This is a genomic window from uncultured Chitinibacter sp. (assembly GCF_945957625.1).
In the GTDB taxonomy this organism is placed as follows: Bacteria; Pseudomonadota; Gammaproteobacteria; order Burkholderiales; family Chitinibacteraceae; genus Chitinibacter; species Chitinibacter tainanensis.
The window spans coordinates 1-12,701 of sequence record NZ_CAMFLP010000012.1 but is presented as its reverse complement, the minus strand read 5'-3'; the positions used below and the strand labels follow the sequence as shown (position 1 = coordinate 12,701).

Below are 12,701 nucleotides of genomic sequence, written 5' to 3'. Positions count from 1 at the left end.
TGCCTTGAACTTTAAAAACAAAAAAGCCCGCACTGCGGGCTTTTTTGTTGGCTTGGTCTGCGTATCCAATCGGACCAATGACTAAGACGCTGTTCGGCAAGGGCAAATTTGGCGCCGCCCATTTGCCGCCGAATTTATTTACAGCTGGTTTCGCGCAAGACCGAGCCTTTGAATTGCGCGCTGAGTTTGTTCAGCTTGGCCACCTGTTCTTCGCTCAGCCCTTTCATCGTAAAGCTAGCTTGTTTGAGGGTGTCATCGCGATCACGCACCACGGCTGAGCGAACCCCTTTGGCTTGCAGTTCCGCCAAATGCCGCTCGCCTGCTTCACGGGTGCTGAAAATCCCCAGCGAAATGGCGTTTTGCCAGCGCCCGCCGTTATTGACCACAAAGTAATCCGTCACGCCCAACGAGGCCAGCTGCTGGGCTTTGGCTTTGGCGACTTCCTGACTTTCCAGCGGTGGCATATACACCCACACTTTGGTGGATTCGCCGCTGCTCTTTTCAGTGGCGGTGATGCCCAAGCCGCCCAGTTTGCTGCGGGCGCTATCAATCTGCTCGCCGGTAATGCCGGTCCAGCGCAGGCAGGCTAGTTTTTCGGCCACGGCGGTAGGGGCAGCGGTCGGTTTGGGTGCGGTGGTGGCCGTCGGGGTAGGTTGCGCGCTCGGGACTGGCGTCGCGGGGGCGGTGCTGGCCTCTGCTGGGGCGCTAGCTGGCGCTTCGGTGCTGGCTGGCTCGGCGGTGTTCCCCAGTTGGCCGGTTACAATTTTGACGGCCGAGGCGTTTTTCTCGCGGCTTTGCAGCTGCACTTGCAGCCCGCCGCCATCAAGTTGAAACCAGCCATAGACGGCTAGATTCGCCAGTAGCAGCAGGAAAAAAATCACACGCATGGGACAAACACTCCGTCATTGCTTTGCGCAAGGGCGTACAAACCATCGAGGACCAGATTATCTACTGTCTGGCACGGGGCGTTAAGCAAACTGGCGATCAGTGCAGCATCGCCACCAAAGCACACAATCTGCTGCGCGGGTATGTTGTTCTGAGCCATTTCAGATAAGGCTTCTAGCAGCATACCCTTGATAGCGCGGCGGCAGCCGGTTTCGATGGCATCGCTGGTTTGAGTGGGAAAGCCTTGGTTTTGGCCGCTGCTGACGGGGAGGCGAGCAGTGCCTTGCTGCAGCGCCTGTTTCATCAGCGCCAGCCCCGGGCCGATGGTGCCGCCCAGATAGTCGCCAGCAGCGCTGAGGGTATCGACCACCAGCGCCGTACCGGCGGATACCACCAGGAGATTTTTCTGCGGGTAATGGCTGCGGGCGCCCAAAATCGCGGCCCAGCGATCCGGCCCTTGTTGATTGAGAAGCTGATAGTGATTGCGCACGCCCAGCGCCGTGCGGCTCACTTGCAGCAGCTCTGCCCTCAGTTGCCAATGGCGCTGACACCAGTGCCCGATCTCGGTGCTGAGTTCAGGTTGTTTCACCGAGCAGAGCAAAATGCGCTGCGGGCGGGGCAGTGTGGCGAATTGGGCCTGCAGGCTCGGCCAGTCGGCAGCGATCTGCACCGGCCCCGCATTGCAGCGCCACTTCAGCCGGGTATTGCCTAAATCCAGCAGGAGCACATCAGCCATGACTGGCCTCACTATTGGCTCGGCGTAGGCTCACATCACCAGTGTGGATCAGCTGTTCGCCCGCGGCCGTGCCCAAGCGCAAGCTGCCATCGGCAGCCAGGCCGAGCAGTACGCCGCTCTGGGTGGCGCCAGTGGGCGCAAGCACTTGCACCTGCTCACCTTGCCAAGCGCTATAGCTCTCCCACACCGGCAGCAGCGGCGCAAAGCCGCTGTGGGCAAAGTCGCGCAGGCCGCATTCCAGCCGGCTTAATAAGGCCGCGAGCAGAGCATTGCGCCCCAGCGCTAAACCCGCGGCCTGCAAGCTGGCCGCGCTTTGGCCAAGCTCGGCTTGCCAGTGCGCCGGGAACTGCAGATTCAGCCCAATACCAATCACCACTTGCGCCGGGCCCAAGGCATCGCCCTGCATTTCGATCAGGATGCCGCCTACTTTAGCGCTCCCTGTGGTGGCGGGCAGCAGCAGATCATTCGGCCATTTCAGGCCGATGTCGCGCACGCCTGCGGCCGCCAGAGTTTCGGCTACCATGGCGCCCACTGCGAGAGATAAACCCGCCAGTTGCGCGGGGCCGCCGGCAAATTGCCAAGCCATAGAGAACATCAGGCTGCCGCCCAAGGCACCCAGCCAGCGCCGGCCGAGCCGGCCGCGGCCACCGGTTTGCCATTCGCAGGCCAACACATGGCCATGCTGCGGGTTTTTGAGTAGCTGCCGATTGGTGGAGTCAAGGGTATCAGCCAGGGTGATTGATAATTCAGTATCTGCAGGAAGATACCCATTTAGGGTATGCAGATCGAGCCATTCGATCGGTGTGGCCAGTTGGTAGCCGGCACCCGTGCGGCGGGTGAGGGCGATGCCGTAGTCTTCGGCTTGCGCCAGCGCGGTGGAGACACTGGCGCGCGAGATGCCCAGCCGTTCGGCAATGGCGGTGCCCGAGGTGAAATGCAGCGCGTCGAGTTCGCGCAGCAGGCGGATTGGATCAGTCATGCCAGCATTTTACGGCAATTGCTGCCGCTGTGCCGTTAAGCGCTGTGATTACTCAGCTTGGATGGATGAGCCAGAGTTGGGGTCTGAATCAGGTGCTGGTGCGCTCTCAGAATTTAGCGCGCTATCCGTTTTATCGGCAGAGTCCTGCACTTCAGCTGGCGCGCCCATGCTTTCCACCACATGGTTTTGATTGGTGTAAATACACAGATCACCGGCGATTTCGAGCGCTTTTTTTACGCAGGCTTCCGGCGGCAGATCGGTGTTTTCCAATAGTGCGCGGGCGGCGGCTTGAGCGTAAGCGCCACCTGAGCCGATGGCGGCGATGCCGCCTTCCGGTTCCAGCACATCGCCATTGCCGGTGATGACCAAGGTGGCGGTGGGGTCGGCCACGATCAGCATGGCTTCCAGCCGGCGCAGCATGCGGTCGGTGCGCCAATCTTTGGCCATCTCCACCGCTGCGCGGGTCAGGTGGCCTTGATGTTTTTCCAGCTTGGCTTCAAAGCGCTCAAACAGGGTAAACGCATCGGCAGTGCCCCCGGCAAAGCCTACAATCACCTGATCGCGATACAGCTTGCGTACTTTACGGGCGGTGCCTTTGATGACGATATTGCCCAGCGTGACTTGCCCATCGCCCCCCACGGCCACGTGTTCACCTCGGCGCACCGAGACAATGGTGGTGCCGTCAAATTGTTCCATGCTGACTTCCTTGCGTGCTGCGGGCCAGTGCGGCCCAATAGGCTGTAGATGGCGCTGCCAGCGCAAAAAACAAGCGCCGGGCTGGCCGGCGCTGCTGGGGAGGCGTGTTGAAGCTTATTTGCGCGCTTCGATGGTGAGCATGTCTTGCAGGCTCATAATGCGTAAAAGGGCATGCACCAGTGGATTTACATTGTAAAACTTCACCGCTTTGCCTTGCTGCAGCCAGTTCACCGCGTGGGTAAGTAATTGGCCGGCGCAGTCGAAATCCATCCGGTCGATCTGGCGAAAATCGATCTGCGGCTTGGGGCTTTGCTCGATTTGCTTAAGTAGGCGGGCAAAGAGCTCGGGTTGCTCGGCGCATAAATTACCCGCGAGCTGGTTTTTCTGTTGCTGCTCGGCGGCGATTTCGGCTTTGGCGGCGGCTTCATCGCGGGCGATATCTTGCGCCGATTTGGCGGCCTGACGGGCATCCCAAGACGGCGGGGATACTTCGTAGGTGATGGCGTAATCCACGGCCAGATTTTCAAATTCTTCCTGCAAGCCCATGATTTGCAGCATTTCGATGTTCAGCAACCAGAAAGGGGCTTCCGCCGGATGCCGGCGACCGACTTCGATTTTGGCTTTCAATAAATCGAGCACGGCGCTTGCGCCAATCAGTTGCAGGCTATTGGGTTTTTTGTGCGTTTGTTGCAGCGCCGAGAGTAATTCGGCGGCGGAAAGGGTGTCGATTTCTGCCACTTTGGAAAAATCGAGCCGAATCTGATCGTGTTTTTTATGTAATTGCAGCAGCTCGTTGATTTGCTGATCAATGCTGGTGTGGCTGAGTTTGGCAGCAAAGGCAAAATAGCCGCTGCCACTGCTGGCGGCCTTGGCGGGTGTTGCGCGCACTTGCCAAGCCGGTGGGGTTTTTTCAAATTCCACCACGTATTCCAGCGCCAGCGTATCAAAAGCATCGTGCTGATTATCTTGCTGCAACAGCTCAAACAGCATCAGCCATGAGTCATGCCGTTTCTTGCCGATGAAATTGGCCTTGTCGGCCTGTAGGGCGCCGTAGGCGGCTTTGAGCTGGCCGTTGGCAAACAGAATGGCGGCTTGTTCTTCGGCACTGCTGAGCGTGTCTGAGCTACTAGAGACCTCAATGGCCAGCGCCGACAGATCGTAGCTATCGCTGGTGTTTTTTTCTGCGGGCGCAGCGTCGACGCGCGCCTGGGTGGCGGGGCCCGTTTGCGTCATGGGGCCGGTCTGGGTCATGACTTCCTGACCATCCGGACCTTTTTTACGGAAGAAAGAAAACACGGTGATTATCCTGCAGCAAGGGAACGTTCAGTAGCAATCACTTATTTTACTGCGTAAGCCCGCCCTCGTGGGCGTGGTTTTTACCTTTGTTTGACTACACTGATGACTGGCGAGTTTCCTTTATCGTTGATTCGGGCTTGGAATACAATTGCTGTAAATAATTAGCCAGACTACAGGTGCACTGCATGTTGCCAAATGTCATAAAACGCTTAGCCAGCCATCGTTGGGGGCGACGATTGGGTTGGCTGGTGCTGGGCTGGGTGGTTTTGGGCCTGATCGCGATGTTGGCATTGCCGCCCATGCTCAAACCCTATCTGGAGCAACAAGCCAGCGCCGCCTTGCAGCGCAACGTAACGGTGGGCGAGCTGGGGCTAAACCCGTTTACCTGGACCGTGACACTGCGTGATTTACGCATCCGCGATCGTTATGGCGATTTTGTTGTGGCCAAAGAGATTCGTGCCAATGCCGAAGTGATGTCTTTGCTGCGAGGTGGGCCGGTGTTGCGTGAGCTGACCTTGGTGGCGCCGCAAATCCGGCTGGTGCGGCTGGGTGAGCACGAATTTAATTTTTCCGATTTACTACAATCCAAACCCAAGTCAGCGCCCAGCGAGCCGCTGCGCTTTGCGCTGAATAATATTCAGGTAGAGCAGGGTGAAATTGCGCTGGATGATCGCTATCGCCATAGCCAGCAGCGGCTGGATCAGCTGGAACTCGCCATCCCGTTTATTTCCAATCTGCCGCAGCGGGTGGATGAATACATTGCGCCGCTGTTGCGCGGGCGACTGAATGGGCAGCGGTTTGCGCTGCAGGGACAGAGTAAGCCCTTCAAAGATAGCCTAGATACCTCCCTGGAGTTTGATCTGCAAGGCCTTAAATTACAAGACTATCTGGCCTATACCCCTCTACCGGCTGCCTTGCAAATCCCCAATGCCGTACTTGATAGCCGCCTGCAGCTGGTGTTTCGGCAGCAGCCCAAAGACACCCAGCTTATCTTGAAAGGCCAGCTCGCTTTGCGTGATGTGGCACTCAACGTCGCTGGCGCACCGGCGCTGCGACTGCGGCAAGCCAAGCTTGAACTGGGTGATCTGCAGCCTTTACGAGGGCAATGGCATTTGCAAAAGCTTGGGCTGGATGGGCTGGAATTGCACACCCAGCGCGCCGCCAATGGCCAGCTCAATTGGCAACAGCTGGCGCCCGCCGCGCCAGTAAACACAACTGCGACTACGACAAACGCGCCGGCGAAAACAACGTTGCCGGATGTGAAAATCGGCGAATTTACCCTGCGCAATAGCCAGTTGCATTGGCAAGATGCGGCGGTAAATCCGGCGGTGGCGCAAAGCGTGCAGATACAGCTGTTAAGCGGGCAACACTGGGCGCTGCGCGGGCAACAGCCCTGGCTGATCAATCTGCAGGCCCAAGGGGCTAATGCGGCCAATCTCACCGCCGCCTTGCAGCTCAAGCCGCAGCCGTTGCAAATTCAGGGCAAGCTGGCCGCGCATGACTGGCAACTGGCCGATTGGGCCGGTTACGCCGCTAGCGCTGTGCGCGGCCAATTGCGCGGGCTGTTGAATGTACAGACCGAGCTGCAGTTTCAGTCGGCCGCGGACACCGCTGCGCCTCAGCTGCAATTGCAGCACACCGATGTTGCCCTGCGCGACCTGAACTGGACTTTGCCCAACACCCGCCAGCCTGCCGTGGCCATCGGCGAGCTGGCCGTGCAGGGGTTGAGCTTGGATACCGTAGCTCGACAGCTGCAGATTCAAGAATTGCGCAGCGGCGCGGGGAAAATTGCCCTGCAATGGTTGCCGGATAATGAGCTGGATTTACAGCAGGCGCTGGTCAGCCAAGGCGCACCGCGCACCGCCGCCCAAGCGACACCTGCCGCGCACGCCGCGGCGCCATGGCGAGTAAAGCTGGCGAATGCGCAGCTGGATGACTATCAGCTCAAGTTCGAAAATCGCCAGTTGGCGCAGGCCGTGCCACTGGGCCTGCAGCAATTGCAAATTCGCCTGCAGGGCTTGGATACCCAAACCGGGCAAAGTGCGCAGTTGAGTCTGCAAGCGCGCTCCGGGCGCAAGGCCACCTTGGCGCTCACGGGTACGCTCACTCCGCAGCCGTTCGCTGCCAATCTGCAGCTCGACACGCGCAGCCTTGATGCCGCCTATGCGCAGCCGTATTTCAGCCGCCTGCTGAATATTTCGCTCGCCAGCGGTTTTGTGGATGCCAAAGGCCGGCTGAAACTCAGCAGCCAGCCGCAATGGGGCGGTGGCTTTCAAGGCGATGTGGCTTTGCGGCAGTTTTATGCACTCGACAAAGCCACTGGCGAGGATTTTCTGAAATGGAAAACCCTCGCCTTTAACGGCATTAACAGCCAGTTTGCGCCGGTGAAAGTGGAGGTGCGCGATGTGCTGATTGATCAGCTGTATTCGCGGCTGATTCTGTCGCCCAATGGGCGGATGAATGTGCAGGATGTATTGGTGAGCGATGCCGGGCAGGTGTCGGTGACGCGCGAATCAGCCGTCGCCAGCCGGCCTGCCGCAGTGGTGGCCAGTCGCCCGGTGAGCGACGCAGAATTACCCCCGATCAAGGTGGGTAAAATCCGCCTGCAGCAAGGCAATGTGCGCTTTAGTGATTTGCTGATCAAGCCCAACTACACCGCCAACCTCACTAGCCTGAATGGCGAGATTCAGGGCCTTGATAGCGCGCAGCTGGGGCGTGCTACGCTCAATCTGAAAGGCTCGCTTGATCAGGTGGCGCCCGTTGCGATTGCCGGTACGCTCAATCCGCTGGCAAAAGCGCCATTTTTTGACCTGCGCGGCAGTGTGCAGGGCTATGAGCTCACCTCGGCCAGTAGCTATGCGCAAAAATATGCCGGCTACGGCATTGTGAAAGGCAAGCTCTCCAGCGAAGTAAGCTATCGGGTGGAAAACCGGCAGCTCAAGGCCAGCAATCAGATTTTCCTCGATCAGCTCACGCTGGGGAACGAAAAAACCGATGGGCCGGAAGTGACTAAATTGCCGGTGAAACTGGCGCTGGCCTTGCTGAAAGATCGCCGTGGGCAGATCAAGCTGAATTTGCCAGTGGAAGGCTCGCTGGATGATCCGCAATTCAAACTCAGCGCAGTGATCTGGCAAGTGATCGGCAATTTGCTCGAGAAAGTCGTGACGGCGCCCTTTGATGCGCTCAGCGGCATGGGCGCCGGCGGGCCGAGCCAATCGTATGTGGCGTTTGAATCGGGCTCTAGCCGGCTGAGTGAGGCTGCCCAGCAGGCCATCCAGCAAACCAGCCAACTGCTGAACGATCGGCCGGCCTTGCAGCTGGAGCTCAGTGGCTGGGCGGCGCGCAGCGCTGATGAGGCGGGGCTGAAAACGCGCTTGCTTAACCGCCAGTTGCGGGCCTTGAAAGCCCGCCAGCTCGGCGAAACAGCCCAGTCGCTAGAGAGTGAGCAAATCCAGATCAGCGCCGAAGAGCGCGCCGAGCTGCTGGGCAAATTGTATAGCGCGGCCAAATTTGATAAGCCGAGCAATGTGCTGGGCCTGGCCAAATCGCTGCCGCCCGAGCAAATGGAGGCGCTGTTACTGCAGCATCAGCCGGTGACCGAGCAGGATTTACGCACCTTGGCCGAGCAGCGCGCCAAGCGGGTGGATGAGGCGCTGAAAGCCGCCGGTTTGCCTGGTGAGCGGATTTTCCTATTGCGGCCGAATTTAAACCCCAGCGCCAGTGATGGCGCCCTGAGCCGGGTGCAGTTTAAATTGCAATAGGGGTATTGCTGTTTAAGTATTGTATGCTGTGGTTTACAGGCTTATACCTTGCTGGGTGTGGTCTGGCGCTTGGGCCGAAAGTAAGCGGTGTTCTGGTAAAAGGCCGTATCTTGCTGGGGGTGCCAACCGGGTATGCCCAGGTAGGGGAGCGGTGGCAATTGGCGCGGGGTTTGCAGCTGGTCGGCATCCACCGCGGCGGCGAGCTCGCCATCGAGCCAGCTCAGCTGCGTATCGAGCGGCCAGCTAAAAAAATCGGCTGCCACTGCGATCGGCCAGCATTTCCCGGTCAGCCCCACAAAGGGGGCCAACAGATTTTCAAAATTGGCGTGGCCAAAGGAATAGGCCGCAATCGTTTGCCCCCATGCTGCGCGTTCGGTCAGAAACAGCGCTTCCCAGCGATGTTGCTGCAGGAGTTCCAGTAGCGAGGGCTGGCTGTAGGGCAAAATAAACCCGCATTCATCAAACAAGGTGGCCGCATCACGCACCGGGCCGCGAATATTGGGTGCGCTGGCTTGGCTGATTTGCCGCTGGTGTAGTTGATTCAGCGCGATTTTCAGGCGCGGGAAACGATGCCAGATCAGCGCGTTGAAGGTGTCATGCCAATTCAGCCGCGTGGCCACGGTGCCGTGCTGATAAATCGCGAGTTCGTAATAGGCCGTGATGCTGTCTGGGTCAACAAAGCGGATTGGCGCGCCGCTAGGGCTGCGCGCGGGGCTGGGTAGCTGATCCCAATCGGCATGGGTGGGGATGGCGCGAAACTGGCCCAGCAAAGGATGCAAAAGACGAAACGCCGGATGCTGCTCAAACAGCGCTTGTGGCCAGCTAGACATGCAGACTTCCAAAAACAAACAGGGCAAATCCCCTAGCTATTGTACGGGATTTGCCCTGCTAAGCCGAGCTAGCGCGCGGCGGGCGCGATGGCGCTTAAGCCAATGCGGCCAGTGCGGCGTCGTAGTTTGGCTCGTTTTTGATTTCGCTTACGAGCTCGCTATGCAGCACTTTATTGTCGGCATCCAGTACCACGACGGCCCGCGCAGCTACGCCAGCCAATGGGCCGCTGGCCACATCTACGCCGTAGGCAGCCAGGAAGTCGCGACCACGCATGGTCGACAGATTCACTACATTGGCCAGCCCTTCGGCGCCGCAGAAGCGGTTTTGGGCGAAAGGCAGGTCAGCTGAAATACATAGCACGACGGTGTTTTCCAGCTTGGCCGCGGCTTCGTTAAAGCGACGTACTGAAGTCGCGCAGGTAGGGGTATCAACGCTTGGGAAAATATTCAGCACTTTGCGCTGACCCGCAAAGCTAGCCAGGGTCACGTCGGCCAGATCTTTGCCGACCAAAGTGAAATCAGCGGCAACAGCGCCAACGGTTGGGAAAGTGCCATTTACGGTGACGGCGTTGCCACCCAGAGTAACGGTAGACATTGATGAGCGCTCCAGTAGTAGTTCGTTGTGGTTTGATAGCAGCAGGCAATTGCTACTGCTGGGTAGATAAGGCTGAAGCCATAAAAAAAAAGCGGCCGTAGCCGCTTTTTTTCTGCGGTGTTTAGCCGGCCGCCGGCGCTTCGGCGCCGCTCTCTTCTTTGGCGGGCGGATTCAGGATATTCATCGCGGCATCGTAGTTGGGCTCGTTCATCAGCTCTTGCACCAGCTCGGCATGCAAAACGACATCATTAATGTCGAGCACAAATAGCGCCGTGGTCATCAGCCCAGACAGCGGCACATCGGTGATCATCACACCATAATCTTTGTGAAAATCTCGCCCGCGTAGCGTCGACATCAGATTGAGTTTGCGAAAACCTTCGGCCTCGCCGATGCGGGCTAGGGCGTAGGGGGTATCGACCGAGACCGTCATCAAGACTGTATTGGTGAGCGAATACGATAGGCGCTCCAGCTGGCGTGCGATGGTGAGGCCAATGGCCGCATCCAGGCTTGGCACCACGGCGATCAGCTTGCGCTGGCCCCAGTATTTAGAAAGTGCAACATCTTGTAGATTGGTGTCCACCAGCATAAAGCTGTGGGCGGTTTCACCAACATGGGGAAAACGGCCGCCAATACTGATTGGCGTGCCATTAAGTAAGACTGTGGACATGCCCGGTTCCTCCTGAAAGTTGCTTTCAGTATGGTTCGCCGGGGCTTAAATGCAAGGCGGGCGGGGCTTAGTCGTAAAACCAGTACAGTGAATAACCGGTGGAGCGCAGGTTGCCAAGGTCGAGCTGCAAAAAGGCATGCAATTCATCATTGGCATTGAGCTGGTTAACCGGAGTGTCGTTTTGCGCCAGATATTGCGCCGGGGTAAAGACTTTTTTCGCCACCAGCCGTTCATTATCGTCAGTGAGGCTTAGCTCCAGTTTGGGCAGGGCTTGTTCATACGGCGCCAGATTGCGCAACGTGGCTTTCACCTGAATCAGCGTGGGGTGATCGGGAATATAAGTCAGCTCTGACCATTCGGAGCGCAGCATTTGCCCATTGCGCGGCAGTGGCATCTCGCAGCCCACTTTGCTGCACAAATGCAGCCAGCGCGGGCGCAGGGCTGGGAATTCCTGGCTGAGCTCCAGTCGGTATTGATACGCTAATTGGGCAAACAGACTGAAAGCCAACACCACAGTGCCGACCCGCCATAGCCAACGCCAGCGCGAGGGTGGCTCGGGCATAAAGAGCGGGTCGCTGTCATCCAGAATGGGCCGGTATTCCAGCTCATCGGTGTCGGCCTCGGTCAGTGGGGCGCTACCTGCGTCGAGCTCGGTACTATCGTCGTGCAAACTAGCGGCAATGGTATTGCGCGTGAGTTTGAGGTTTTTCCGTTTTTTCTCTTTGCGGGTTTTCTTGATTAGCTTGGCTAGCGCCCGCTGTAAATCCCGATCTTCTGCTGCTGGTGCTGGGCGATTGGGTTTGGCTGCCTGCGGCGTCGTGGTTTCGCGTAGCTGTGGCTCGGTAGGAATATCGAGTGGGTCGCGGGGTATGGCCTCAGAAGGCTTTGACGGTTTGGTCTTGGTGGCAATACCCTGAGATGCTGGAGCTGGAGCTGGAGCTGGAGCTGGAGCTGGAGCTGGAGCTGGAGCTGGAGCGGCGGGCTCGCTCGCCGGCTGTAAAAAATCACGCGCATTAAAAATGAACGAACACCGCCCGCAGCGCACCTTGCCATGATGGGCGGCGAGCTGGTCATCGCTAACGCGAAAGGCGGTGTTGCAATTTGGGCAGCGCGTGATGTGTGTCATGCGGCGATTTTAACCGGATTTAAGGGTTTATTTCCGTAAGCCAGACAAACACACCCAGCCCTCATGTTCGTTTGGCGCAACAAAATCAAACCATTCACCGTAAATCGCCACGATTTCATGTGCTTGTTCCGCCAGAATGCCCGACAGCACCAATTTGCCGCCGCTGCGGCAGCGACCCGCCAAGAGTGGCGCCAGCGCTTTCAATGGATTGGTCAGAATATTGGCAATCACCACGTCATAGCTTTCAGCTGGGGCGGTATCCGGCAGGAAAAAGCGGGCGGTCACGCCGTTTTGTTCGGCATTTTGTGCCGAAGCAATCATCGCCTGCGGATCAATATCCACGCCATCGGTTGGGCCGGCGCCCAGTTTCAATGCGGCAATCGCCAAAATCCCTGAGCCGCAGCCGTAATCCAGCACTTTTTCGCCGCCTTGAATTTCGCGATCCAGCCATTGCAAACACAGGCGCGTGGTGGGGTGGCTACCGGTACCAAAAGCGAGACCCGGGTCGAGTTGAATGTTCACGGCTGCAGGATCTGGGCACTCATGCCAAGTCGGGGTGATCCACAAACGTGGCGAAATAGGGATCGGATCAAATTGAGATTGCGTCAGGCGCACCCAGTCCTGTTCTTCAACCACCACGATTTCATATTGTGGGGCTGCTTGCTTGAGCTGATTGGCTGCCGCAGTCACGATCAGCGAGAGATCCGTTTCGGCATCAAACAACGCCAGAACTACGCTGGTGTCCCACAATTGATCGACGGGCTCACCCGGCTCGCCAAAAATTGGTTTTTCATCCTGCGTGCCGGCCGCAGCGTCTTCAATCGAGACTGACAGCGCGCCAAGATCAAATAAAACATCGGAATAGTTTTCCGCTTGGGTCGAGTCAGTAGTCAGGCGCAGTTCTTGCCAGGGCATGATGAATTCCTATCTGTATATATATGCATTGAATGGGCGCGATTGTCGCATCTTTGCTGGGGGCTGGATAGTTTGCGCCGCTGGCTCGCGAACTTGCTGCGTTGTCACTGGATGGCTTTTGCTGGATTTGTGAAATTATCTTTGTGGTTCGGGTCTTTGAAAATCAATCGCTTATCGACTTGTTGGCGCTTTTTCGTTGGATTGGTGTTGACGTG

General features: G+C 57.9%; 10 protein-coding genes and 1 pseudogene. 1 reads left to right on the top strand and 10 read right to left on the bottom strand.

The genetic code is table 11. From position 1 onward, the window contains the following. Positions 1-134: 134 nt before the first annotated feature. The 5 genes and pseudogenes from QV747_RS13085 to QV747_RS13065 all read right to left on the bottom strand — a co-directional run bounded on the left by QV747_RS13085 (position 135) and on the right by QV747_RS13065 (position 4,592). Entirely contained in the window at positions 135-887 is a 753-nt protein-coding gene (locus tag QV747_RS13085; RefSeq protein ID WP_273431549.1) for an SPOR domain-containing protein, read from the bottom strand. Next, positions 878-1,621: a type III pantothenate kinase gene (locus QV747_RS13080; protein ID WP_273431546.1), complete on the bottom strand. Its 744-nt coding sequence runs from the start codon at positions 1,619-1,621 to the stop codon at positions 878-880. The genes QV747_RS13085 and QV747_RS13080 overlap by 10 nt, the downstream gene beginning before the upstream one ends. Beyond that, on the bottom strand, positions 1,614-2,600 hold the full coding sequence (locus QV747_RS13075; protein WP_273431544.1) for a biotin--[acetyl-CoA-carboxylase] ligase: 987 nt from the start codon (positions 2,598-2,600) through the stop codon (positions 1,614-1,616). The genes QV747_RS13080 and QV747_RS13075 overlap by 8 nt, the downstream gene beginning before the upstream one ends. A gap of 171 nt (positions 2,601-2,771) precedes the next feature. Continuing rightward, positions 2,772-3,296 (bottom strand): annotated as a pseudogene (hslV, locus tag QV747_RS13070) (ATP-dependent protease subunit HslV); the annotation flags it as partial. A 114-nt stretch (positions 3,297-3,410) separates the two neighbouring features. Beyond that, a complete protein-coding gene (locus QV747_RS13065; protein ID WP_273431542.1) occupies positions 3,411-4,592 on the bottom strand; it encodes an STAS domain-containing protein in 1,182 nt (393 codons plus the stop codon). Between the two features lie 185 nt (positions 4,593-4,777). Here QV747_RS13065 and QV747_RS13060 point away from each other — a divergent pair, with 185 nt between their 5' ends. Then, complete coding sequence (locus QV747_RS13060; protein ID WP_273431539.1) at positions 4,778-8,353, top strand: DUF748 domain-containing protein; 3,576 nt, start codon at positions 4,778-4,780, stop codon at positions 8,351-8,353. Positions 8,354-8,394: 41 nt separating this feature from the next. Here QV747_RS13060 and QV747_RS13055 read toward each other — a convergent pair whose 3' ends face one another. The 5 genes from QV747_RS13055 to prmA all read right to left on the bottom strand — a co-directional run bounded on the left by QV747_RS13055 (position 8,395) and on the right by prmA (position 12,486). Next, positions 8,395-9,183 carry a DUF3025 domain-containing protein gene (locus QV747_RS13055; RefSeq protein WP_273431537.1) on the bottom strand — a complete coding sequence of 263 codons (789 nt, stop codon included), beginning with the start codon at positions 9,181-9,183 and terminating at the stop codon, positions 8,395-8,397. A 94-nt stretch (positions 9,184-9,277) separates the two neighbouring features. Continuing rightward, positions 9,278-9,778 (bottom strand): thiol peroxidase, encoded by a 501-nt coding sequence (tpx, locus tag QV747_RS13050; protein ID WP_273431535.1) that lies wholly within the window; start codon positions 9,776-9,778, stop codon positions 9,278-9,280. Between the two features lie 121 nt (positions 9,779-9,899). Further along, on the bottom strand, positions 9,900-10,445 hold the full coding sequence (gene tpx, locus QV747_RS13045; protein WP_273431533.1) for a thiol peroxidase: 546 nt from the start codon (positions 10,443-10,445) through the stop codon (positions 9,900-9,902). Between the two features lie 67 nt (positions 10,446-10,512). Then, a complete protein-coding gene (locus QV747_RS13040) occupies positions 10,513-11,571 on the bottom strand; it encodes a DUF3426 domain-containing protein (RefSeq protein ID WP_288791517.1) in 1,059 nt (352 codons plus the stop codon). A gap of 27 nt (positions 11,572-11,598) precedes the next feature. Continuing rightward, a complete protein-coding gene (gene prmA / locus QV747_RS13035) occupies positions 11,599-12,486 on the bottom strand; it encodes a 50S ribosomal protein L11 methyltransferase (protein ID WP_288791516.1) in 888 nt (295 codons plus the stop codon). Between the last annotated feature and the right edge of the window lie 215 nt (positions 12,487-12,701).

Coding starts and splice junctions, on each gene's coding strand:
- prmA (WP_288791516.1), bottom strand. CDS start 12,486: ATGCCCTGGCAAGAACTGCGCCTGACTACTGACTCGACCCAAGCGGAA.
- QV747_RS13075 (WP_273431544.1), bottom strand. CDS start 2,600: ATGACTGATCCAATCCGCCTGCTGCGCGAACTCGACGCGCTGCATTTC.
- QV747_RS13080 (WP_273431546.1), bottom strand. CDS start 1,621: ATGGCTGATGTGCTCCTGCTGGATTTAGGCAATACCCGGCTGAAGTGG.
- tpx (WP_273431535.1), bottom strand. CDS start 9,778: ATGTCTACCGTTACTCTGGGTGGCAACGCCGTCACCGTAAATGGCACT.
- QV747_RS13040 (WP_288791517.1), bottom strand. CDS start 11,571: ATGACACACATCACGCGCTGCCCAAATTGCAACACCGCCTTTCGCGTT.
- QV747_RS13060 (WP_273431539.1), top strand. CDS start 4,778: ATGTTGCCAAATGTCATAAAACGCTTAGCCAGCCATCGTTGGGGGCGA.
- tpx (WP_273431533.1), bottom strand. CDS start 10,445: ATGTCCACAGTCTTACTTAATGGCACGCCAATCAGTATTGGCGGCCGT.
- QV747_RS13055 (WP_273431537.1), bottom strand. CDS start 9,183: ATGTCTAGCTGGCCACAAGCGCTGTTTGAGCAGCATCCGGCGTTTCGT.
- QV747_RS13085 (WP_273431549.1), bottom strand. CDS start 887: ATGCGTGTGATTTTTTTCCTGCTGCTACTGGCGAATCTAGCCGTCTAT.